Below are 22,136 nucleotides of genomic sequence, written 5' to 3'. Positions count from 1 at the left end.
GGATGCAGTACCGACCCGGCCTCATCGACGGCCTCATCGCCAAAACCGGCCTCGACCTCCAGCCGCCGTAACCCCAGCCATTGAAGATCTCTAGAAGCTCACTCCACGTCATCGGCACCCCCGTCCAGGATTGGTTGAGGCAGAAGGTCATACCCGGCCTCGAACGAGCGCAAGCGTCTGGCACTGCCGCAGGTGCACACGGCTCCGGAGGGGCTTTCCGTACACGGTAATCGGCCAGGTCAGCGCAATGGACCGGTTAGAAAGCGGTGGGTCCGTCCACAAGGTGTCCACGCCTCTCGGCGGGCGGCATGAGTCCCCCCCCGGGGGCTACATAAACTCTGAGTAGCCCTCGGGGAGGAGGCGGCTGGCGTTGAGGGTGGAACTAGATCGGGAGCTGCCCCTGCGCTGAATCTTGTGTGTCGGGACTGCGAGGCGCGACAACCCGCGGGGCTGCGTCCGGTGTCACCGGCGTCCAGCCGCCGGCCGTTGCTTCGACACGTTCCAAGAAATCCTTGTGTGCCCGCTTCGTGGAGTCGAGTACCTCATGCCATGTCTTCCGTGAAATACGCGGATCGCTGTGTAGTGATGACAGTGAAACCGTATTGAGTCGATCGATGTGATCCACTACAAAGGTTAGCTTACGGTAGGGGAACTGTTGGCCCAGTTCGGGATTATCTTCGAGGAACTGTTCCAGAGAGTTAAGGTAGTTCATCGCGTTTAGAAACTCGGGGTCGGTTAGCTTGTAACCGAGCCTCTTGATTTCCACGATCCAGAGAATTCCAGAGTCGTGCAGCAGGACGAAATCTGGCTCCTTGGCTTTCCGCGTAATCGCGGTCGTGTTGATCTCGCTCCCATTCTTCTTTGCATACCAGACCTCGAAGCTTGCCCGCACGCGCTTCAGAGACTCGTTCATGCCTAGGGGGGTCCATTCGGGGGCAAGAAGCCACGGGGCTTGCTCGATTAGCTCTTGGAGTGGGCGTTCAAGCGTCTTGCCGTCAGTGATGAGGGCTTCCAGTTTTGCTACGACCTCCAGTCGTTCTGCCGCAACCTGCCCAAGGGAATACATTTCCGCTATGTGGGCTTTCTGGAACAAATCCATTACGGCATCGATTGTTGTTTCAGTCGTATCGGCTACTTCTCGCAGTGTCTGAAGCAGACTCCGGTGCGGGCCCAGCGACATTGCTAGTTTACTGATGCGCTCCACGTGCTCGGGGTCTGTGAGGGAGTCTCTGTCGGAGTCTCTAACGAGAAGTGCGGCGGCCTCCTTGACGCTGTCTCGGTACACAGGGTCCGACGGTGCCGCCTCTACAAGCTTCTCGTCCAGCTTCGATGCCTTCATGAAGTCGCGGGTCTTCGCTTGCCTGGCCTGCTCCTCACTTCGTTTCGCAAGTTCGCGCATAAGGGCCTGGCCCCATACACTCAGCGCTTCCCCGAGATCTGAGGACCAGATGATGTCTTGCCGGTCGGATCGGATCAGGTCCTCGTCCTCGTCCAGCCATTCCGCGTGAAGTTCCCCCACAATGGAACTCCGAAGTTTGAACTCCCCATGAAAGCCGGTAGCAATTCCGAAGTCCATGGTCTGAGCCACGAATTTTCCACGAGCGTAGATCCGAACGCCGGCCATATTGGCGTCCTTGTAGGATTTTTCACTGTAAGCAACGTAACCCGTTACCGGCAGATACGATGATTCGAAAGGAACTGGCCGATTGGTTAGATCAATCCTTGTCCCTTCCATCAAGTCAATTTTGAGTTGCCCCAGAGTGAACTGTTCCGATTGCGATGAAGCGTTCTTTACGCAGACGCGCCAGTCGCTACGTTCGAGACCGAAACGGGCTGCTAGCTGTCGATTCAGTTCGTCTCGGCTCGGCACTCGCTTCCGCGAAAAATCTCGCAACTTGATCGTTGTACCGTGGTCGTTCGAGTAGGTTCCGTCCAGCTCGCCGATTTCTGGATTGTAATCGCTTTCTGTGTCCGCAAGCATGGCGGGCAGGTGAAGAATTAGGTGGGACGTCAGATATCCGTCCGGCGTCTTATCGCCACCCGCTGAAATAACCTCGACCGTCTTGCAGATTCCGAAGGGAGCGAGCTTGCCGATACCCTTCCGGCCCATTACGGGCCGGTTCTTGCCGCGGGACTTGTCGCTTCCCGTCCGGGTTCGTCTGTCAGCCCCAACGGTTAGGTAATGATGGTTCACCTCGGCGGGGGTCATGCCATGGCCGTCGTCGGAGATCACGACCTCGTAGGCGGCTGAGAGGTGAGGAGCCTTTGGGTCGTACAGGAATGCGCCCCACGGGAGCGTCACGGTGACGCTCTCCGCGTCTGCGTCGTAGGAGTTCGCGATGAGCTCGGCAAGCACAGCTGCGACGCGGTCATAGAGTTTGATGCCGAGCTTGTCGATCGTCAGCCGGCTGATACGCATGGTGTACACATGCGGTGTGGAAGCGTCCTCCCCGTCGCCCGCTGCGTGTAGTTGCTCGCCCTCGTCGCTGGCCTGCATGGGCAGCTGCGCATGGCCGTCTAACGACTCCGACATCAGGTCCCCCCTGGGATGGCAATGATGGTCCGCCATCTTGCATGAGGCATAGTCAACTTGACTAGGGCGCACGCAGGTTGCAGGAGCGCACACCATGGTCACGACGCGCGGGAGTGAGCTAACATCCAGCCGTGACACAGCCATCTGCCATCGACCTCTTTGCGGGAGCCGGCGGAGCCACCCAGGGGCTCGTGGGAGCTGGCTTCTCCGTCTTGGCCGCTGTAGAGAACGACCCCAACGCTGCCTCCACCCATGCGAAGAACAATCCCGATTCGCATCTGTGGGAAGCCGATATCCGGAAGCTGCCAGCATCGAGCATGCGCAAGCAGTTGCAGCTATCTGCTGGCGAACTGACGCTGTTGAAGACCTGCCCCCCGTGCCAGGGATTCTCCTCCCTGGCTTCCGGGAAAGGGCTGACGGATCACGAGCGTAACGATCTGGTTGTGCATACTACAAGGTTCGTGCGCGCATTCATGCCTAAAGCAGTCCTTCTGGAGAACGTACCGGGCTTGCGGAAGGATGCACGCCTGCAATACGTGCGGAGCTCTCTTGACGCACTTGGGTACACATCGATGGTCTATCGATTTGAGGCTTCAGAATTTCTTGTACCTCAGCGTCGACGTCGCTTGATTATGTTAGCTGTGAGGGGTAAGCGGCAGGTCCTTCCGCAAGATATCGCCGAGATCGTTCCCGATTTTCGAGGAACATCAACAGTTCGGCAAGCTTTTGAGGATCTGGAGTCTCAGGGGCGCACGAACGACCCACTTGCTCGCAAGCGAACCAGTTCGGAGAAAGTCCAGCGGAGGATTGCGGCTATTCCTGTAGGCGGGAGCCGTTTCGATCTACCCGAAGAGCATCAGCTTGAGTGCCATAAGCGACTCGATAAGAAGACCGCGACCGCTTCCTATGGGCGAATCAAGTGGGATGCTCCTTCACCCACGATGACGACGCGTTGCACCACGCCTGCTTGTGGCACATTTGTGCATCCGGAAGAGAACCGAGGAATCACCCTTAGAGAGGCGGCAACATTGCAGACCTTTCCGTACGATTACGATTTCCAGGGTGATTACGGCTCTATCGAGCGTCAAATTGGAAATGCTGTGCCCGTTCAAATGGCGACGGTTCTTGGGGTAGCGGTCCAGAGGATAATCTCTAGCTAGAATCATGGCGCTGTGTGTAGCTACTGCGTGGGACGCGGGTGATTTTCGTACTCACCTCAAGTGACGGGTTAACTCCTGCGGGTTTTCGACTATGTCGGTCGCGAGTGACCCTGTCTACCAGGAGGGCGGTTCCTGCTGTTCGATTTCTGCTCCACGGCTTAACCGGAACGGCGACCTCGACCGGCCATAATCCCGTCGTCCAAGATCTGAAAACCGTGAGGATGACCACCGTTACTACCAGCCAGGGCGATTGCAGCTCGTTCTGGCTTGGAAGCGGCACACTCTGATCAATGATGGTAGCGATATACGTCAGCTCGGTGATCCACTGCCAAGATAGTGACCTTCTTTGCCGCCTGATCGATTTCGTAGATCACACGATACTCGCCCCGTCGAGCACTCCATCGCCCCTCAAAGGGTGCTGACAACTCGGCACCAACACGCCGGGGATTTAGGGCGAGGTCCCCTTGGGCAAACATCAGGACTGAGTCGATAACAGCCGTTGGAACTTTGCCTGAGCCAAAGTCTCGTAGTACCGGTTTGGTGATCTGAACCTCATACGGTTCTAGCGAGGAACTCATGATCACTCCCCCGAGGCCATGGCCCGGCGAACGGCTTCCAGGCTGACGACTTCTCCGGCGTCGGCGGCGGCTTGACCCTCCTGAATCCTTTGGGTCAAGTCTTTGTTGGCTACGACGGCCAGGGTCTCCGTCATGCTGTAGTAGGCGGTCGGAGCTACGACCACTGCCACGACATTGCCGTGATCGTCTTCGACCTCGATCGAAGAAACGTGCTCGTCGTGCATCTTCCCGAGCCATGCGCTGAGCTCTGACCCGAGTTGCCTTGCATTGACTCGGACATTCATAGATTCAGAGTACTGCCGCGCCAGACTTTTGGCGTTGGTTCGGTTAGAGGTCGGCGGAGCGGCTTTGGGCTGGAGCTGCCATGGGGTGAGTGATCATGGCCCCGTAAGCTCATGGCGAGTCGGGCAGTCTGTGGACCTGCCCGTTAAAGCACGACGTTGGGGCCATGATCTTCGTGGCTCGCCCCATGGTGGCTGCCTAAAGCCGTGGAGCCGACCGCCCCAGCCACGGGGCAACGGCCCAGGTAGTGGGTTTGCCCGCCGGGTACCGCCACCACGATCCGGCCTCTTCGGTAACACAAATCTGTCCCTGGCCTGTGGTGCGGCAATCCCCTCATGCCCCATGGCCCGGTGCTGGGTTATTGGCCCCTGGGGTGGGCGACGGACGGGCGGCGGCGCGCAGCTGGTGGCGTAGACATGGAAGCGGCGGGGCGGCGGTCGGCCGGCGCCCCGCCCCCTTGTTGGGGGCCCTCGGTCCTTCGGATTGATCCCTTTCGGGGACGGCTGGGCCTTGTGGTATTCTTGTACGGGGTGGTCCTTCGTCGCGCGCTTCTCGGCCGTGCGGTTGTTCTTGGTCTTTTTCTCCCCTCCAAGGGCGGATCGTGGTGGCGGTACCCGGCGGGCAAACCCGCGTCACCAGGGCCAGAGCCCTAGGCAATGGGTGGTTGGTAGCCCTGGCCGTCCAAGGCGGCCAGCGAGCGCAGCGAGCCTTGATGACGTAGAGAAAGTCTGAGCCACCCGGGCCCCGTTACAGCCTGAACGAGAGCTCCAGCTCGTCGCCCGGTAGGTGGAACTCCTCCAGGGCCAGCGGCTTGTCCGTCTCCGCGAGCGTCACGCGGAGGATGTGCAGGAGCGGGACTCCGTCCGCGAGGCGGAGGGCCTGGGCCTGGTCCGGGAGCGGCATGCGCGTCCGGATGTACTCCGTGAAGTGGAGTTCGTGACCTAGCTCGGTCAGTGCTGTGTAGAGCTCCGGCGCCGGCGGTGGGGCCTCCTCCTCGTACTTGGTGTCGAGGAGTACTGAGAACGGCACGTACGTCCGGTGCAGTTGGCGCACGTGGCCTTGGTCCGCGGTCTGTAGCGCGTCGTACGTGAACATCGGCTCGCCCGGGGGGATGCGGAGCAGGTCCGCCAGAGCCATCGGGGCGTCCGTGCGCGTGGCTACGGGTGGTTCGGCGTCCGTCCAGCGCATGCCGTCGGCCTCGACGTAACGCCCGTCCGTGGTCCGGCGGACGCCGCGCGGGCGCGTGTGGCTGGGGCGGCCGTGGGGCGAGCGGGCGAAGGTTCCTCGGCCCATGATCGCTTCGACCAGGCCGGACGCCCGTAGCTCCGTGAGGCCCTGGCGCACGGTAGGGCGTGTCACTCCGAACTGCTTCGCCAACGACTCCTCGGAGGGCAGCGGTTGGCCGGCCGGGAAGGTGCCGTTCAGGATGCCTTCGCGCAGGTGGTCGGCGATCTGCCGGTACTTCGGCTGCGTGTTCTTCGGCGGCATGTGGGGCCCTCCGTGGGCGTGGGTTCTGCGATCGCGCGCTTCCCGTGAGCAACCTGCCCACGTTTGTGGACAACCTGCCCACGTTCATGGGCAGCTTCGCTTATTCCCAGACGGTTGACAACCCGTAGTACGGGTGGCCCACTCTTGTCTGTGTCACCCGTACTACGGGTGGTTAAGCAACCCGAAGGGTGGCCCTTCGGGTGCCAGAGATGAGGAGACCGAACAGTGGCAGCTCTTCCGATCGACACCGCGAAATTCACGGGGATCATCTGCGCCGTGCCCCCGGCTCCGCGGGTCGCCAACCGCGAGACCGGTCAGCTTCGCGTCGACCGCGAGACCGGAAAGACCGTGTACCAGGTCGGCCTCTGCCTGATGGCCGGAGGCTCGGCGGACGTCGTGAACGTGAGTGTGGCCGGGGAGCCGGCCGGAATTCAGCTCGGCATGCCGGTAGCCGTGCGGGATCTGGTCGCCACCCCGTGGGAGAACGACGGGCGGCACGGCGTCGCCTTCCGTGCCGCGGAGATCCGGCCCCTGAGCGCCCCGGCCACGGCGGGCAAGGGGGCCGGGCAGTGACGATCCTGGCCTCCACTCCTTCGGCTGGGGAGACCTGGTCGAGTGGGGTTCTGTTGGTGGCCGCCGTGCTGGTGTCGGGCCTGCTCATCGCAGGTCCGGCCCTGCGCCGCCGCTACCCCGCGGCTTGGTGGCTGTTACTCGGCTTCCCGGCCACCGCCCTCCGGGTCATGCACACCTGGCGAGCCTTGATGGCCGGGTGCGGACTGGCCGTCAGTCGTCGTCCGGCGCTGACGGTGGTGTCCGGGCTCGTCGGCAATGGGGCGCCTCCCCCTCAGCCGCGCGTGCCCCGGCGCGGCCTCGTACGACCGACCGCCGGTGGGTTCTGGCTGCTGGTGCGGCTGTTACCGGGGCAGGTGCCCGAGGACTTCGTCAAAGCTGCCCCCGCCATGGCTGAGGACTGGCAGGTCCACGCGGTTCGGGTGACCTCCTGGAAGCCAGGGATCGTGCGCGTCGCTGCCTCGATGTCCGACCCGCTGGCGGCTCCTCGGGTCTCGAAGCAGCGCGGGCCCGGTCATCTGCTCCGTGTAGCGGTGGGCGTACTGGAGAGCGGCGCCACGTGGGTGATCGATCTGCGACGCTTGCCGCACTGGTTGATCGTGGGGGCCACCCGCTCCGGTAAGTCGACGCTCATCAACGCGCTCGTGGCGGCCCTCGCGCCGCAACCCGTCGCACTGGTCGGCATCGACTGCAAGGGCGGCATGGAGCTGTCCCTCTACGAACCGCGATTGTCCGCTCTGGCGACCAATCGGAAGCAAGCGGTCCGGCTGCTGACCGCACTCGTCGACCTGACGCTCGACCGCATGACCGTCTGTCGGGCGGCTCGCGTCCGCAACATCTGGGGCCTGCCCGAGAAGGAACGCCCGGTCCCCGTCGTCGTGATCGTCGACGAGATCGCCGAACTCTTCCTCGTCGCGAGCCGGAACGAGAAGGACGAAGCGCAGGCGGCGGGTACCGCGCTGATTCGGCTGGCTCAACTCGGCGCTGCTCTCGGTGTCTTCCTCGTCGTCGCCGGCCAACGTGTGGGTTCGGACTTGGGGCCTGGCGTCACCGCCCTGCGGGCCCAACTCGGCGGCCGTGTGTGTCACCGCGTGGCCGACCCCGGCACGGCCGAGATGGCGCTCGGTGACCTCAACCCCGACGCGCTCAAAGCGGCTCAGGCGATCACCCCGGAACAGGCCGGCACGGCTGTTCTCGCCTCCGGTGACGGCTGGGAGCGCGCTCGGTCGCACCTGGTCACGGAGTCGGAGGCGGAAACCGTCGCAGCCGAGTACGCGCACCTGACTCCAGTCCTGACCGAACTGCACATCGAAGCGGCGTGAGGGGGGGCCTGCCGTGCTGGTGTCCATGTCCGCCGTGCTGCTGCTCGGCCTGCTGATCTGGTTCCTCCTGCGCATCCGCTACCTCCGGTGGGCCGATGCGCTGATCTGCGGAGCTTTCGGCTTCCTGCTCTCCCGAACTGTGGCCGCACCGTTCGTCCAAGCACTTCTCGACGGCGTGAACGGCTTCCTCGGTCAACTCCGCTTCTGAGCAAACCCACTGATCCGAGAAGGGGACTTCCATGTCCGACTACGTCATCCGCTCCGGTGACCGCGCTGCCTTCCTGGCCGGTCTGCGGGAGCTGATCGACTTCCTGACCGTCAATGCGGCCGCCTTCGTACCGCGTCACCTGTCCGTCGTCGTCCTGGTCGACGCGGCCGACTCCGACGCTCGTCGGGCAGGGGTGGAGCGCGTCGCCGTTCCGCTCGACGCACTGACGGAAGACATCGGCCTGGGCTACTTCAGCGCGCGCCGCGATTTCGGTCCGATCTCGTACGGCGTCGCCGCGGTACCGCCCAAGGAGCGGCAGTGATCGCCCGTGCGAAGGGCTCCCGACGGGGCGCGAAGTCGCCAAACCCGACCCCGTCAGGAACCCGCTCCATCCGCCACATGAGCAGTGAAAGGAGTACCTACACTTTGTCCACCGCGCATCATTCGCGCAAATTTCCGTTGCCCGACTGCGTACTCAGGCTGCGTGACGCCCAGGCCTCGGCCTGTGCCGGACGAGAACAGATCGTCCTTGTCGGGCTCGACGGAGCCGAGCAGCGACTGTGCCCCGCGCACGCTGCCGCACTCTGGCTCACGAACCCGACGCTCCGCTTCAGCGCCAAGACCCGGCCGGAAGGCATCGCGGCCGTGATGGGGCAGGCATTCGGTGGCGGGGGTGGTTGCCGATGACCAACGCCCTCCCCGAAAACGTCGCTGCAATTGTCGTCAAAGCATCCGAGCCGGAGTTCAAGGCCTGGCGGCGGAACATCGTCCGCCTCGGCGGCTGCACCAACCCGATCCACCTGGTCGGCGCGGCAACCGTCTACGACACGACCACCGGGGCGGCCCTGCTCTCGTACGGGTCGGACGTCTACGGCGGTCGCCTGCTCACCGCTTGCGGCAATCGGCGGGCGACGGTCTGCCCGGCCTGTTCGGCCCTGTACCGGGCGGATACGTACCACCTCGTCCGAGCCGGACTCGTCGGCGGCAAGCACGTCCCGGAGGTCGTCAGCGGACATCCGCGCGTGTTCGCCACGCTCACCGCTCCTGGCTTCGGCCCGGTCCATACCCGCCGTGAACGCGACGGACGCGTACGGGCATGCCGTCCCCGCCGTGCGGGGGAGCACTGCCCCCATGGAACTCCGTCCGGATGCGGCGAGCGGCACTCGGTCCACGATCCACGCCTCGGCGAACCGCTCTGTCCGCGCTGCTACGACTACGCGGGGGCCGTGCTCTGGCACGCGTTCGCAGGTCGGCTCTGGCACCGGTTCGGGCTGGAGCTGCGGCGGGAGGTTGCCCGGCGGGTCGGCCTTTCGCGTACGGAGTTCAAGGAAGTGGCCCGGCTGTCGTACGCGAAAGTCGCCGAATACCAGCGGCGGGGCCTGGTCCACTTCCATGCCGTGATCCGCCTCGACGGGGCAGAAGGTCCCGGTTCGTCCCTGCCGGGATGGGCGAGTGTGCCGCTGCTGGTGGATACCGTACGGGCGGTGGTCGGCCGGGTGCGGCTGGTCGCTCCGGGGGCGGACGTCATCGGCCCGCGGGTGCTGCGCTTCGGCACTCAGATCGACGTGCGGCCGGTCACCTCGCTCGGGCGCGGAGCGGATGAGCGAGGCCCTGCTTCCGCGGTTGCCGTGGCGGGCTACATCGCGAAGTACGCCACCAAGGGAGCGGAGACCGCCGGCGCGGTGGACGGCCGTATTCACCACGCGCACGACATGGTCACGCTGCCGGTTCGGGCGCATGTGCTGCGCATGATCGGCACGTGCTGGTGGCTCGGCGGCCTGCCGGAGTTCGCGCCCCTCGGGCTGCGCCGCTGGGCGCACATGCTCGGATACGGCGGGCACTTCTCCACCAAGTCACGCCGCTACTCCACCACGCTGACCGCCCTCCGCAAGGCACGTGCCGACCACCGCGCCGAGCAGCAGTGGGCCTCGCTCGGCCTCGCGGACCGCTCGACGGCCAAGGCCGGCCAGTGGCGCTACGCGGGGCGCGGCTACTCGCCGGAAGCGGCGCTCCTGGCCGCCTCCGTACGGGAGAGCGGTGGTCGTCATGGCGCGTGAAAGCGGCACACGACGGGCCGAACTGCTCACCGTGCGCCAGGTGCTCGACGAATTGGGCGGCATCTCCCGACGCACCTTCTACCGCTGGCGAGAGCTGCGCCTCGCTCCGTCCTGCATCCGGTTACCGAACGGGGAGTTGAGGGTCCGGCGGGGCGCGCTCGACGACTGGTTGGAGGAGCGAGCGGAGGGGGTGGCGTCATGAAGTCGTACATAGCCTCCGTCTGGAAGCTTTCGCTCAACAAGACCACCAAGAAGCCGACGTACCTGGTGCGCTGGGTGGTCGACGGCCAACCGTTCAGCGAGTCGCACAAGACCAAAGCGCTGGCCGACCGCTTCCGCGCCAAGCTGGTACGGGCGCTCGACAAGGGCGAGCCGTTCGACACCATCACCGGTCTCCCCGACTCGCTGCGCGGTGGCAAGGCTGCTCTGTCGTTCCTGGACCTGGTGCTGAAGTACGTGGATGCCCGATGGGCTGAGGCATCGGCCAAGCAACGGGACAGCATGACGGATGCGTTGGCGACGGTCGTCCCCACCCTGGTCAAGCCGGGACGCGGGCGCCCCGCTTCGGACGTTCTGCGGCGGGCGCTGCGGTCATACGTCCTTCCGGTCCCCCGCCGGGAACGGGAGCGGCCGGACGGAATCGCGGCGGCGGTCCGGTGGATGCAGAAGAATTCCCTGCCGATCGGAGAGCTTCAAGAGATCGCCCGCGTGCATGAACTGATCGATGCGCTGGGACGCAGGCTCGACGGCAAGCCCGCTGCTACCCAGACGTACCGACGGCGGCGCGCGGTCGTCTTCAACGCACTGGAGTACGCGGTCGAGCTGGAGCACCTGCCGTCCAACCCGCTGAGCCGGGTCCGGCGCAAGCGGGGGAAGCGGGCCGTGCAAGAGGTCGACCGCCGAGTGGTCGTCAACCCGCGGCAGGCCCGGGAGCTGCTGACGTCCCTCACGTACGTGGGTGGCTACGACCGGGCGAGCGGCCGACGGCTGCGGGCGTTCTTCGGGTGCCTGTACTACGCGGCCATGCGGCCGGGGGAGGCCCTGGGGCTTCGCCGCTCCGACTGCACGCTTCCGGCGTCGGGCTGGGGCCGCATCGAGCTGGCGGAGACGCGCCCCACGGCCGGTAAGGCGTGGACGGATTCGGGAGAGGCGCACGACCGGCGCGGCCTGAAGCAGCGGGCCGACGGTGAGGTGCGCATCGTGCCGATTCCCCCTCCGCTGGTCCGCCTGCTCCGCGAACACGTACGGGAGTTCGGCATGGCGAGCGACGGCCGGCTGTTCGCCAGTGAGCGAGGCAACGTCATCGCGGCCTCGTCGTACTCCCGCGCGTGGAAGCAGGCTCGGCAACTGGCACTCGTGCCGCACCAAGCCGCCTCAGTCCTGGCCTTCCGGCCGTACGACCTCCGCCACGCGGGCGTCTCCCAGTGGCTCAACTCAGGAGTGCCCGCCCCGGAGGTCGCAGCTCGCGCCGGCCACTCCGTGGACGTCCTGCTCAAGATCTACGCCAAGTGCATCGACGGCCAGGAGCGGGAGATGAACGGCCGGATCATGCAGGGGCTGGGAGAGGTGGACGACGCCGCGGACTGACGCCGTATCACGACCGACGACCAACGGACCGAAGCCCCGGAGCGCGGAAGCTCCGGGGCTTCCGTCCGTCCACATCTGGTCCACGGAGCTAGGCTGAAGAGCCCGCGAAACGGCCTCTGACCTGCCGCTCGGGCGCTGAAGATCAACACGCCATTACAACGTGATCACTGACAAACGGCTGCTCGCGGCGGCGTCTGCCTGCATACGGCGGTGGATACGCGAAGACCCCGTCCTCAGCGAAACCGCTGATGGCGGGGTCTTCGGGCACCTCATACAAGGTGCCCCCGGCAGGATTCGAACCTGCGCACACGGCTCCGGAGGCCGTTGCTCTATCCCCTGAGCTACGGGGGCGTATCGATCCGCTTGCGCGGCGATGGGTAGAACCCTACCAGCTCTCCAGCGGCTCTCGTGAACAGGTATTTCCGTGATCCATGGCCGCGGGGCGGGGCTCTGGTGGGCGCCCTTCGGCGTGGGTGGTCCAGGCTCGTGGGAGGAGGCGGGCGGAGGGGGGCCGCGGCGTGAGGAGATGTTCCGCGCGGGGCGGAAGTAGGGAAAACCGGGACGCGGTGGTGGGGGCGGACCTACTCTCGAGTTGTGCCAGGCATGCCCGGCCGAGTGCTTGTTGTGGACGACAACAAGGTCATTCGGCAACTGATCAGGGTCAATCTCGAGCTGGAGGGCTTCGAGGTCGTGACCGCGGCTGACGGTGCCGAGTGTCTTGACGTCGTGCAGCAGGTGCAGCCCGACCTCGTCACTCTCGATGTCGTCATGCCCCGACTCGATGGGCTGCGGACCGCCGCCCTTCTTCGTGCCGATGCTCGGACGCGGCATCTGCCCATCGTCATCATCAGCGCCTGTACCCAGTACGAGGTGGAGAACGGGCTCGAGGTGGGTGTTGACGCCTTCCTCGCCAAGCCCTTCGAGCCGAATGAACTCGTAAGGGTCGTACGGCAGTTGGTCGAGGTCGGGCGTGGGCGCGTGCGCGGGGGAGTCGGCAGTGGGTATCTGGGTGCCGAGTCGAATGACGGCGGCGTGGTCGGCGGAGGGTCCGCATGCAGCGACGTCAGCGAGGCCGAGAGTGCCGAGCTCGTTGAGCGTGCCGAGCGTGCCGAGCGCGCCGCTCAGGCCGGTGGCTGACCTCGGCAGTACCCGGGGCTGACCGGGCCAGTACCCGGGGCTGACCGGGCCAGTATTCGTGGCCTGGTCCGCCTCGTTCGCCGCCGTCGTCGGCCGCTCAGAGGTGCATTGCGGAGAAGTGCCGGTCTGCCTTAAGAAACACCAGGTCACGAGGGGGCTGCTTAGCGGCGGGCGGGACTTTTGTGGGATGCGGGTGTGTAACTCGCGGTGGCGTGGGTGTTGTGGGCGTGGGTGTGGCGTGCTTGTTCGTCGGGCATCACCCTGGCCGTACCCGTCCACATCTCGGACCGGGTCCTAAACCAATTCGCGGACCCACCCCCCTCCTCCCATACGCTTGCCCCGTGACCCCCGTCGAGCTCTCCCGTACCGTGCTGCGCGCCATGCGTGCCGCCGTTGATGCCGGGGAGCTCCGGGTGCGTGTGCCGGAGGATGTCGGGAGTGTGCGGGTCGAGCGGCCTCGGCCAGGTGGGTGCGGGGACTACGCCACCAGCGTTGCCCTGCGGGTCGCCCGTGATGCGGGGATGCGGCCCCGGGACGTGGCCGAAGCGTTGTCGCCGTGGATCGCCGCCCAGCCGGGCATCGCCGGGGTCGACATCACCGGGCCCGGCTTCCTCAACGTCACCCTCGCCGGCGCGCCCTCCGAAGCCCTCGTCCGGGAGATCAGCGACAGCGGCCTCCGCTACGGGCACGCCCCCCGCGACTCCGGGCAGCCCGTCCACATCCACGTACCGCACGAAGTCCGCGCCCTCGTCGTCGCCGACAGTGCCCGGCGGATTCTGCGCAGCCAAGGCATGCCCGTCCGCGTCACGTGCGACGCCGCGCCGGAGGTGGCGTGGGTGGACGTCCTCGGCGTACGCGTGGATGGGCATGGGCGCCCCGCGGCCGCCTCGCCCACCCCCCAGCTCCATCCGGCTCACGTCACCCTGCGGCCCGTCCCCGCCTCCGGCGACCCCCTCCGCCTCGGCCGTGACGCCGCCCGCTGGGCCCTGCTGCACCCTGCCCCGCACGACCGCGCCCGCGTCGCCCCGGAGCAGGGCGGCGACGACCACCTCGTGCAGCGGGAGGGCAACCCCCTCTTCCGTGTCCAGTACGCCCACGCCCGCTGCCGCGCCCTCCTCCGCAACGCCACCGCCCTCGGCTTCACCCCCGCCCCCGGCGACCTCAGCCCCAGCGACCCGCACCCCACCCCCCTACTGACCGCCCTGGCGGACTACCCCCCCGTCCTCGCCGCCGCCGCGCGGCACCGGGGGCCCGATCGGGTTGCCCGGCAGCTTGTCGTGGTCGCTGATGCTCTGCTCGCGTATCAGCACGCCGTCCTGCCGCGTGGTGAGGAGAAACCCTCGGCCGCCCACCGTGCCCGGCTCGCGCTCGCCGAAGCGGCCGGGACGGTGCTCGCCGGTGGCCTGTCCCTGCTCGGCATCAGCGCACCCGAATACCTGTGACACCCCTGAGAGGCGGGTGCCACCCCGTGAGAGACGAGACACGCGAGTCATGAGCCGTTCCGCACACCCCGCCGGACCCCGCCACGCCGACGTGCTGCCCGAGGGGCACTACAGCGCGCCGCCCGCCGATCTCAACGCCCTGGACCCCAAGGTCTGGTCCCGTACGGTCGCCCGTGGCGCCGAGGGCGTCGTCAGCACGGGCGGGATCGAGGTGACGCGGCTCGCCGAGGAGTTCGGTACGCCCGCGTACTTCGTCGACGAGGCCGACTTCCGCGCCCGCTGCCGGGCCTGGCGCGACGCCTTCGGCAGTGAGGCCGATGTCTTCTACGCCGGTAAGGCCTTCCTGTCGCGGGCCGTCGTGCGGTGGCTGCACGAGGAGGGGCTCAACCTCGATGTGTGCAGCGGCGGGGAGCTCACCACCGCCCTCGCCGCCGGCATGCCCGCCGAGCGCATCGCCTTCCACGGGAACAACAAGACCCCGGCCGAGATCGAGCGCGCCGTCGAAGCCGGCGTCGGGCGCATCGTGCTCGACTCCTTCCAGGAGATCGCCCGCGTCTCGCACATCGCCGAGCGGCTCGGCAAGCGCCAGCCCGTGCAGATCCGCGTGACCGTGGGCGTCGAGGCGCACACCCACGAGTTCATCGCCACCGCGCACGAGGACCAGAAGTTCGGGATCGCGCTCGCCGGCGGGCAGGCCGCCGAGGCCGTGCGGCGGGCCCTGAAGCTGGACGGGCTCGAGCTCATCGGCATCCACTCGCACATCGGGTCGCAGATCTTCGACATGGCCGGGTTCGAGGTGTCCGCCCGGCGCGTCGTGCAGCTGCTCGCCGAGGTGCGCGACGAGCACGGCGTCGAGCTGCCCGAGATCGACCTCGGCGGCGGCCTCGGCATCGCGTACACCTCCGACGACGACCCCCGCGAGCCGCACGAGATCGCCAAGGCGCTGAACGAGATCGTCACGCGTGAGTGTGCCGCCGCCGATCTCCGTACGCCGCGTATCTCCGTCGAGCCGGGGCGCGCCATCGTCGGGCCCACCGCCTTCACGCTGTACGAGGTCGGGACCGTCAAGCCCCTCGAAGGGCTGCGGACCTACGTCTCCGTCGACGGCGGCATGTCCGACAACATCCGTACCGCGCTCTACGACGCCGAGTACACCGTCGCCCTGGTCTCCCGCTCCTCCGACGCCGAGCCCATGCTGGTGCGCGTGGTGGGCAAGCACTGCGAGAGTGGTGACATCGTCGTACGCGACGCGTTCCTGCCGGCGGACCTCGCGCCCGGTGATCTGATCGCCGTGCCCGCCACCGGTGCGTACTGCCGCTCGATGGCGAGCAACTACAACCACGCGCTCCGCCCGCCGGTCGTCGCCGTGAACGACGGCGCCGCGCGGGTGATCGTCCGCCGCGAGACGGAGGAGGACCTCCTCCGTCTCGACGTCGGATGACACATCAGAGCCAGGGCTCTGGTTCGGGGTCGCCGGTGTCGCCGGTGTCGAATGGCATCGGATAATGAAATACGTGTCTCATGATTCGGACAATGGACTGAAAGTCCATTCCGGTGGGTGAGACTGGTCCAATCGTAGATGTATGAGAAGTGAGGTCGGATGATGCGTACGCGTCCGCTGAAGGTGGCGCTGCTGGGCTGTGGGGTCGTCGGCTCAGAGGTGGCGCGCATCATGACGACGCACGCCGATGACCTCACAGCGAGGATCGGCGCCCCGGTGGAACTCGCCGGGGTCGCCGTGCGGCGCCCCTCCAAGGTGCGTGAGGGAATCGATCCCTCACTCGTCACCACCGACGCCACCGCGCTCGTCAAGCGCGGGGACATCGACGTCGTGGTGGAGGTCATCGGGGGCATCGAGCCCGCCCGCGCGCTGATCACGACCGCCTTCGAGCACGGCGCCTCCGTCGTCTCCGCGAACAAGGCACTCATCGCGCAGGACGGCGCCGCGCTGCACGCCGCCGCCGTCGAGCACGGCCGCGACCTGTACTACGAGGCCGCCGTCGCCGGTGCCATCCCGCTCATCCGGCCGCTGCGCGAGTCGATGGCCGGGGACAAGGTCAACCGCGTACTCGGGATCGTGAACGGGACGACCAACTTCATTCTCGACGCCATGGACACGACGGGGGCCGGCTACCAGGAAGCCCTCGACGAGGCCACCGCGCTCGGGTATGCCGAGGCCGACCCGACCGCCGACGTCGAGGGCTTCGACGCCGCCGCCAAGGCCGCCATCCTCGCCGGGATCGCGTTCCACACGCGCGTGCGTCTCGACGACGTGTACCGCGAGGGCATGACCGAGGTGACCGCCGCCGACTTCGCCTCCGCGAAACGGATGGGCTGCACCATCAAGCTTCTTGCCATTTGCGAACGAGCCGCCGACGGCGGGTCCGTCACCGCGCGCGTGCACCCCGCGATGATTCCGCTCAGCCACCCGCTGGCGTCCGTGCGCGAGGCCTACAACGCCGTCTTCGTCGAGGCCGAGGCCGCCGGGCAGCTCATGTTCTACGGGCCCGGCGCGGGCGGCTCGCCCACCGCTTCGGCCGTCCTCGGCGACCTCGTCGCCGTCTGCCGCAACAAGCTCGCCGAGTCCACCGGACCCGGCGACTCCGCGTACACGCAACTGCCCGTGGGTTCCATGGGCGAGGTCGTCACGCGCTATCACATCAGCCTCGACGTGGCCGACAAGCCGGGCGTGCTCGCCCAGGTCGCGACGGTCTTCGCCGAGCACGGCGTATCGATCGATACGGTCCGTCAGACGGGCAAGGACGGCGAGGCCTCCCTCGTCGTCGTCACCCATCGCGCGCCCGACGCCGCCCTCACCGGCACCGTCGACGCGCTGCGCAGACTCGACACCGTGCGTGGTGTCGCCAGCATCATGCGGGTTGAAGGGGAGTAGGCAGTAATGACCCACCAGTGGCGCGGAATCATCGAGGAGTACCGGGACCGGCTTCCGGTCTCGGCCACCACGCCGGTCGTGACGCTTCGCGAGGGCGGCACACCGCTCGTGCCCGCGCAGGTGCTCTCCGAGCGCACCGGCTGCGAGGTCCACCTCAAGGTCGAAGGCGCCAACCCCACGGGGTCCTTCAAGGACCGCGGCATGACCATGGCCATCACCAAGGCCAAGGAGGAGGGCGCGAAGGCGGTCATCTGCGCCTCCACCGGCAACACGTCGGCCTCCGCGGCCGCCTACGCCGTACGCGCGGGCATGGTCTGCGCGGTCCTGGTGCCGCAGGGCAAGATCGCGCTCGGCAAGATGGGCCAGGCGCTGGTCTACGGCTCGAAGATCCTCCAGGTCGACGGCAACTTCGACGACTGCCTGAACCTGGCCCGCGCCCTCTCCGAGAACTACCCGGTGGCGCTGGTCAATTCGGTCAACCCGTTCCGCATCGAGGGCCAGAAGACCGCCTCGTTCGAGATCGTGGACGCCCTCGGCGACGCCCCCGACATCCACGTCCTTCCCGTCGGCAACGCCGGCAACATCACCGCCTACTGGAAGGGCTACAAGGAGTACGCCGCCGGCTCCGTGTCGACGCGTACCCCCCGGATGTGGGGCTTCCAGGCCTCCGGTTCCGCGCCCATCGTGCGCGGCGAGATCGTCAAGGACCCCTCGACGATCGCCACCGCGATTCGCATCGGCAACCCCGCGTCCTGGCAGCACGCGCTCGCCGCGCGCGACGAGTCCGGCGGCTTCATCGACGAGGTGACGGACCGTGAGATCCTGCGCGCCTACAAGCTGTTGGCCTCGCAGGAGGGCGTCTTCGTGGAGCCCGCGTCGGCCGCCTCGGTCGCCGGTCTGCTGAAGGCCGTCGAGCAGGGCAAGGTCGACAAGGGGCAGCGGATCGTCTGCACGGTCACGGGCAACGGCCTCAAGGACCCCGACTGGGCCGTCGCCGGTGCTCCGCAGCCGGTCACCGTCCCGGTCGACTCGGCCGCCGCCGCAGAGCGCCTCGGCCTGGCGTAACCGTCACGGGGGTGGCACGGGGGGCCCACGACACGCATCGTGCGCCTCCTGTGCGCCCTATGTCGCCACAGAACCTTCCTTCGATAGGCTGTACCGAACCCACCCCGCCGCATATGCCGCGGTACCGCCGTTGTGCGGGTCGGGGCGCCGCCGTTGTGCGCGGCCTCCGGGTGTTCTGTATATGTGGCACGTAACAAAAAGTGGCACGCGACAAACTACGCAGCCTGAAAAACACGCAGCTCAAGGAGAGTCATCGAGCGATGGCCGGTCCAGCGTTCCGCGCCGCCGCCGTCCGGGTGCGCGTCCCCGCCACCAGCGCCAACCTCGGTCCGGGCTTCGACGCCCTGGGCCTGTCGCTGGGTCTGTACGACGACGTGGTCGTCCGGGTGGCCGACTCCGGCTTGAACATCGACATCGCGGGGGAGGGCAGCGACACCCTGCCGCGCGACGAGTCCCACCTGCTCGTACGGTCCCTGCGCACCGCCTTCGACCTGCTGGGCGGGCAGCCGCGCGGCCTGGAGATCGTCTGCGCCAACCGCATCCCGCACGGCCGCGGGCTCGGCTCGTCGTCCGCCGCCATCTGCGCCGGCATCGTCGCCGCGCGCGCCGTGACGATAGGCGGCGAAGCCAGGCTGGACGACGCGGCCCTGCTCGAACTCGCCACCGAGATCGAGGGCCACCCCGACAACGTCGCCGCGTGCCTGCTCGGCGGATTCACCCTGTCCTGGATGGACGGGGGAGCGGCCCGCGCGATCAGGATGGAACCGGCCGGTTCCATCGTTCCGGTGGTTTTCGTACCCGGGAAGCCCGTCCTCACCGAGACGGCGCGCGGACTGCTCCCGCGCACCGTCCCGCACGTCGACGCGGCGGCCAACGCGGGCCGGGCGGCCCTGCTCGTAGAGGCCCTGACCAGGCGCCCCGAGCTGCTGCTCCCCGCCACCGAGGACCGACTGCACCAGGAGTACCGTGCCCCGGCCATGCCGGAGAGCACCGCCCTGGTGGAGCGGCTGCGCGCCGACGGCGTGCCCGCGGTGATCTCCGGCGCGGGCCCCACGGTCCTCGCGCTGGCCGAAGAGAGTGCGGCCGACAAGGTCGCGCGCCTGGCGGGAGAGGGCTGGGCGGCCAACCGCCTGGAACTCGACGCCGCCGGAGCGAGTGTGCTGCCGCTTGCGCCGTGAGGCAGTGAATACAGGGTTTCGGGGTGTCCCGATTCCGAGAGGGGGAATGTTTGTTGGATCCGGTAGTGTAATCTCAAGTCTGCACCCGACCTCACCATGGCGAGGTGCTTTGTGTCCCCGTCCGGGACAACCATTCTTCCGGGAGCCTCCCAAACTGCTTCGTGCCCCGCGCTGAGCAGTCCTGAGCACGCTCCGGAACCGGCGTGACCGAGCCGGGTGACACCGCACTTCAGTGACACCGCGCCGGGAATCGCCATCACCAATGAATTCTTCCGCCGCTTAGGCGGACCACCGCCACGGCACGGTCCACAGCACACAGCCAGGACCGATCGCCGGACAGCACAACCGGTCGCCGAGCCAGACAGGCCGACGTCCGCTCCAGGGAAGGACCCTTCGTGAGCGACACCACCGATCTGATGGGCGTGACTGCCGACACGCCCGCCACGGACGCCTCCGCGGCGCCTGCCACCGGTGCTTCGGCCGGGTCCCGGCGGCGCCGCGGCACCGGCCTCGATGGCATGGTGCTGGCGGAACTGCAGCAGGTCGCATCGGGCCTTGGAATCAAGGGCACCGGGCGCATGCGCAAGAGCCAGCTGATCGAGGTCATCAAGGAGGCGCAGGCCGGGGGCGGAGCCCCGGCGAAGAGCGCCGCGCCCGCCGCCGAAGCGGGCGAGACCAAGCCCAAGCGCCGGGCCACCTCGAAGGCCCGTACGGACGAGGACGCCGCGGAGAGCACCGCCAAGGCGGGCAAGCCGGACAAGGCGGATGGCGGCAAGGCCGGCAAGGCCGCCGCTCAGCAGCAGATCGACATCCCCGGCCAGCCTGCCGGCGGCCCCGCCCGCGCCGGTGAGGCCGAGCGTGCGGGAGACGACCAGCCCGCCGGTGAGCGCCGCCGGCGCCGGGCCACGGCCGACGCGGGCAGCCCCGAGACCATCACCGCCGAGGCGAGGACCGAGTCCAAGGCCGAGCCCAAGGCGGAGGCCAAGGGCGACGCCTCCGAGGCCAGGAACGACAAGGGCGGCGACAACGCCGGTGGCGACGCCGACGGCCGCCGCGAGCGCCGTGACCGCCAGGGCCGCGGCCGTGACCGCGACCGCCGCGGCAACAAGGGCGACGATCAGCAGGGCGGCGGCCGTCAGGACCGCCAGGAGCGTCAGGACCGCCAGCAGGGCGGTGGGCGCCAGGACCGTCAGGACCGGCAGGACCGGCAGCGTGACAACGGTCCGCAGGACGACGACGACTTCGAGGGTGGCCGCCGCGGCCGCCGCGGCCGTTACCGCGACCGCCGTGGGCGTCGTGGCCGCGACGAGCAGGGCTTCGGCAACGAGCCGCAGGTCTCCGAGGACGACGTCCTGATCCCCGTCGCGGGCATCCTGGACATCCTCGACAACTACGCGTTCATCCGTACGTCGGGCTACCTCCCCGGCCCCAACGACGTGTACGTCTCCCTCGCCCAGGTCCGCAAGAACGGCCTGCGCAAGGGTGACCACGTCACCGGTGCGGTCCGGCAGCCCAAGGACGGCGAGCGCCGCGAGAAGTTCAACGCGCTCGTGCGCCTGGACTCGGCGAACGGCATGGCGGCCGAATCCGGCCGCGGGCGACCGGAGTTCAGCAAGCTGACGCCCCTGTACCCGCAGGACAGGCTCCGCCTGGAGACCGACCCGGGCGTGCTGACCACCCGCATCATCGACCTCGTGGCGCCCATCGGTAAGGGCCAGCGCGGTTTGATCGTGGCTCCGCCGAAGACCGGCAAGACCATGATCATGCAGGCGATCGCCAACGCGATCACGGTCAACAACCCCGAGTGCCACCTGATGGTCGTCCTGGTCGACGAGCGTCCGGAAGAGGTCACCGACATGCAGCGGTCGGTGAAGGGCGAGGTCATCTCCTCGACCTTCGACCGTCCCGCCGAGGACCACACCACGGTCGCCGAGCTCGCCATCGAGCGTGCCAAGCGCCTGGTGGAGCTGGGCCACGACGTCGTCGTGCTGCTCGACTCGATCACCCGCCTCGGCCGTGCGTACAACCTCGCGGCCCCGGCCTCCGGCCGCATCCTGTCCGGTGGTGTCGACTCGACCGCGCTGTACCCGCCGAAGCGCTTCTTCGGTGCCGCGCGCAACATCGAGGACGGCGGCTCGCTGACCATCATGGCCACCGCGCTGGTCGACACCGGCTCGCGCATGGACGAGGTGATCTTCGAGGAGTTCAAGGGCACCGGCAACCTCGAGCTCAAGCTGGACCGCAAGCTCTCCGACAAGCGGATCTTCCCGGCGGTGGACGTGGACTCGTCCAGCACCCGCAAGGAAGAGATCCTGCTCGGCAGCGACGAGCTCGCCATCACCTGGAAGCTGCGCCGCGTGCTGCACGCGCTCGACCAGCAGCAGGCGATCGAGCTGCTCCTGGACAAGATGAAGCAGACGAAGTCGAACGCCGAGTTCCTGCTGCAGATCCAGAAGACGACGCCGGCGCCGGGCAACGGCAACGACTGATCGTCGTAGGCGCCTGAAACAGGGTGACCGGAAGGGGCCGGTCCCGTCACATGACGGGACCGGCCCCTTCCGTTTGCCGAGACCTTGACCACACACCCAGGAAGTTCTCACGGTCACTGCCGGTAGCGCTGCTCTGCGTGAAAGCGC

Annotated in this window: 20 protein-coding genes and 1 tRNA gene; 16 read left to right on the top strand and 5 right to left on the bottom strand. The window is 67.4% G+C overall.

The genetic code is table 11. The features are described from left to right. Nucleotides 1–382 precede the first annotated feature (382 nt). Nucleotides 383–2,497 (bottom strand): ATP-binding protein, encoded by a 2,115-nt coding sequence (locus tag ACZ6JY_RS28085; protein ID WP_469200092.1) that lies wholly within the window; start codon nt 2,495–2,497, stop codon nt 383–385. A 167-nt stretch (nt 2,498–2,664) separates the two neighbouring features. On the opposite strand from ACZ6JY_RS28085, the gene ACZ6JY_RS28080 reads away from it, so the two are divergent. Then, complete coding sequence (locus ACZ6JY_RS28080) at nt 2,665–3,693, top strand: DNA cytosine methyltransferase (RefSeq protein WP_469200090.1); 1,029 nt, start codon at nt 2,665–2,667, stop codon at nt 3,691–3,693. A 287-nt stretch (nt 3,694–3,980) separates the two neighbouring features. On the opposite strand, the gene ACZ6JY_RS28075 is transcribed toward ACZ6JY_RS28080, so the two are convergent. From ACZ6JY_RS28075 to ACZ6JY_RS28065, 3 genes are all read right to left on the bottom strand, one after another. Then, a complete protein-coding gene (locus tag ACZ6JY_RS28075) occupies nt 3,981–4,169 on the bottom strand; it encodes a type II toxin-antitoxin system RelE family toxin (protein ID WP_469200140.1) in 189 nt (62 codons plus the stop codon). 104 nt (nt 4,170–4,273) lie between these two features. Next, nucleotides 4,274–4,495 carry a hypothetical protein gene (locus ACZ6JY_RS28070; RefSeq protein WP_469200088.1) on the bottom strand — a complete coding sequence of 74 codons (222 nt, stop codon included), beginning with the start codon at nt 4,493–4,495 and terminating at the stop codon, nt 4,274–4,276. A gap of 805 nt (nt 4,496–5,300) precedes the next feature. Continuing rightward, nucleotides 5,301–6,041 carry a GntR family transcriptional regulator gene (locus ACZ6JY_RS28065; RefSeq protein WP_469200086.1) on the bottom strand — a complete coding sequence of 247 codons (741 nt, stop codon included), beginning with the start codon at nt 6,039–6,041 and terminating at the stop codon, nt 5,301–5,303. 225 nt (nt 6,042–6,266) lie between these two features. Between ACZ6JY_RS28065 and ACZ6JY_RS28060 the strand changes: the two genes are divergently transcribed. From ACZ6JY_RS28060 to ACZ6JY_RS28025, 8 genes are all read left to right on the top strand, one after another. Continuing rightward, a complete protein-coding gene (locus ACZ6JY_RS28060; protein WP_469200084.1) occupies nt 6,267–6,614 on the top strand; it encodes an SCO3933 family regulatory protein in 348 nt (115 codons plus the stop codon). Beyond that, nucleotides 6,611–7,933 carry an FtsK/SpoIIIE domain-containing protein gene (locus ACZ6JY_RS28055; RefSeq protein ID WP_469200082.1) on the top strand — a complete coding sequence of 441 codons (1,323 nt, stop codon included), beginning with the start codon at nt 6,611–6,613 and terminating at the stop codon, nt 7,931–7,933. Before ACZ6JY_RS28060 ends, ACZ6JY_RS28055 begins: the two co-directional genes overlap by 4 nt. Before the next feature lie 13 nt (nt 7,934–7,946). Beyond that, the gene (locus tag ACZ6JY_RS28050; protein ID WP_469200080.1) at nt 7,947–8,141 is read left to right on the top strand and encodes a hypothetical protein; all 195 of its coding nucleotides are present in this window, start codon (nt 7,947–7,949) and stop codon (nt 8,139–8,141) included. Between the two features lie 31 nt (nt 8,142–8,172). Continuing rightward, nucleotides 8,173–8,463, top strand: coding sequence for a hypothetical protein (locus ACZ6JY_RS28045; RefSeq protein WP_469200078.1), 291 nt, complete (start codon nt 8,173–8,175; stop codon nt 8,461–8,463). A gap of 104 nt (nt 8,464–8,567) precedes the next feature. Next, a complete protein-coding gene (locus ACZ6JY_RS28040) occupies nt 8,568–8,828 on the top strand; it encodes a hypothetical protein (RefSeq protein ID WP_469200076.1) in 261 nt (86 codons plus the stop codon). Then, nucleotides 8,825–10,198 carry a replication initiator gene (locus ACZ6JY_RS28035; protein WP_469200074.1) on the top strand — a complete coding sequence of 458 codons (1,374 nt, stop codon included), beginning with the start codon at nt 8,825–8,827 and terminating at the stop codon, nt 10,196–10,198. The genes ACZ6JY_RS28040 and ACZ6JY_RS28035 overlap by 4 nt, the downstream gene beginning before the upstream one ends. Further along, on the top strand, nt 10,188–10,400 hold the full coding sequence (locus ACZ6JY_RS28030) for a helix-turn-helix transcriptional regulator (protein WP_469200072.1): 213 nt from the start codon (nt 10,188–10,190) through the stop codon (nt 10,398–10,400). Before ACZ6JY_RS28035 ends, ACZ6JY_RS28030 begins: the two co-directional genes overlap by 11 nt. After that, nucleotides 10,397–11,785: a tyrosine-type recombinase/integrase gene (locus tag ACZ6JY_RS28025; protein WP_469200070.1), complete on the top strand. Its 1,389-nt coding sequence runs from the start codon at nt 10,397–10,399 to the stop codon at nt 11,783–11,785. Before ACZ6JY_RS28030 ends, ACZ6JY_RS28025 begins: the two co-directional genes overlap by 4 nt. Nucleotides 11,786–12,064: 279 nt before the next feature. On the opposite strand, the gene ACZ6JY_RS28020 is transcribed toward ACZ6JY_RS28025, so the two are convergent. After that, nucleotides 12,065–12,136 (bottom strand) — tRNA-Arg (locus ACZ6JY_RS28020). Nucleotides 12,137–12,409: 273 nt separating this feature from the next. Between ACZ6JY_RS28020 and ACZ6JY_RS28015 the strand changes: the two genes are divergently transcribed. The 7 genes from ACZ6JY_RS28015 to rho all read left to right on the top strand — a co-directional run bounded on the left by ACZ6JY_RS28015 (nt 12,410) and on the right by rho (nt 21,989). Beyond that, entirely contained in the window at nt 12,410–12,922 is a 513-nt protein-coding gene (locus ACZ6JY_RS28015) for a response regulator (protein ID WP_469200068.1), read from the top strand. Nucleotides 12,923–13,263: 341 nt separating this feature from the next. Further along, nucleotides 13,264–14,364, top strand: a complete 1,101-nt coding sequence (gene nrtL / locus ACZ6JY_RS28010; protein ID WP_469200066.1) for an ArgS-related anticodon-binding protein NrtL — start codon at nt 13,264–13,266, stop codon at nt 14,362–14,364. 49 nt (nt 14,365–14,413) lie between these two features. Then, complete coding sequence (gene lysA, locus ACZ6JY_RS28005; RefSeq protein WP_447040013.1) at nt 14,414–15,805, top strand: diaminopimelate decarboxylase; 1,392 nt, start codon at nt 14,414–14,416, stop codon at nt 15,803–15,805. Between the two features lie 162 nt (nt 15,806–15,967). Further along, nucleotides 15,968–17,257 (top strand): homoserine dehydrogenase, encoded by a 1,290-nt coding sequence (locus ACZ6JY_RS28000; RefSeq protein ID WP_469200138.1) that lies wholly within the window; start codon nt 15,968–15,970, stop codon nt 17,255–17,257. A gap of 6 nt (nt 17,258–17,263) precedes the next feature. Next, a complete protein-coding gene (thrC, locus tag ACZ6JY_RS27995; RefSeq protein ID WP_469200063.1) occupies nt 17,264–18,322 on the top strand; it encodes a threonine synthase in 1,059 nt (352 codons plus the stop codon). A gap of 260 nt (nt 18,323–18,582) precedes the next feature. Further along, nucleotides 18,583–19,500: a homoserine kinase gene (thrB, locus tag ACZ6JY_RS27990; RefSeq protein WP_469200061.1), complete on the top strand. Its 918-nt coding sequence runs from the start codon at nt 18,583–18,585 to the stop codon at nt 19,498–19,500. Between the two features lie 395 nt (nt 19,501–19,895). Further along, the gene (rho, locus tag ACZ6JY_RS27985) at nt 19,896–21,989 is read left to right on the top strand and encodes a transcription termination factor Rho (RefSeq protein ID WP_469200059.1); all 2,094 of its coding nucleotides are present in this window, start codon (nt 19,896–19,898) and stop codon (nt 21,987–21,989) included. Nucleotides 21,990–22,136 lie beyond the last annotated feature (147 nt).

The sequence above is a fragment of the Streptomyces sp. NPDC046335 genome (assembly GCF_055587985.1).
This window is presented reverse-complemented; position numbering and strand designations above follow the sequence as displayed.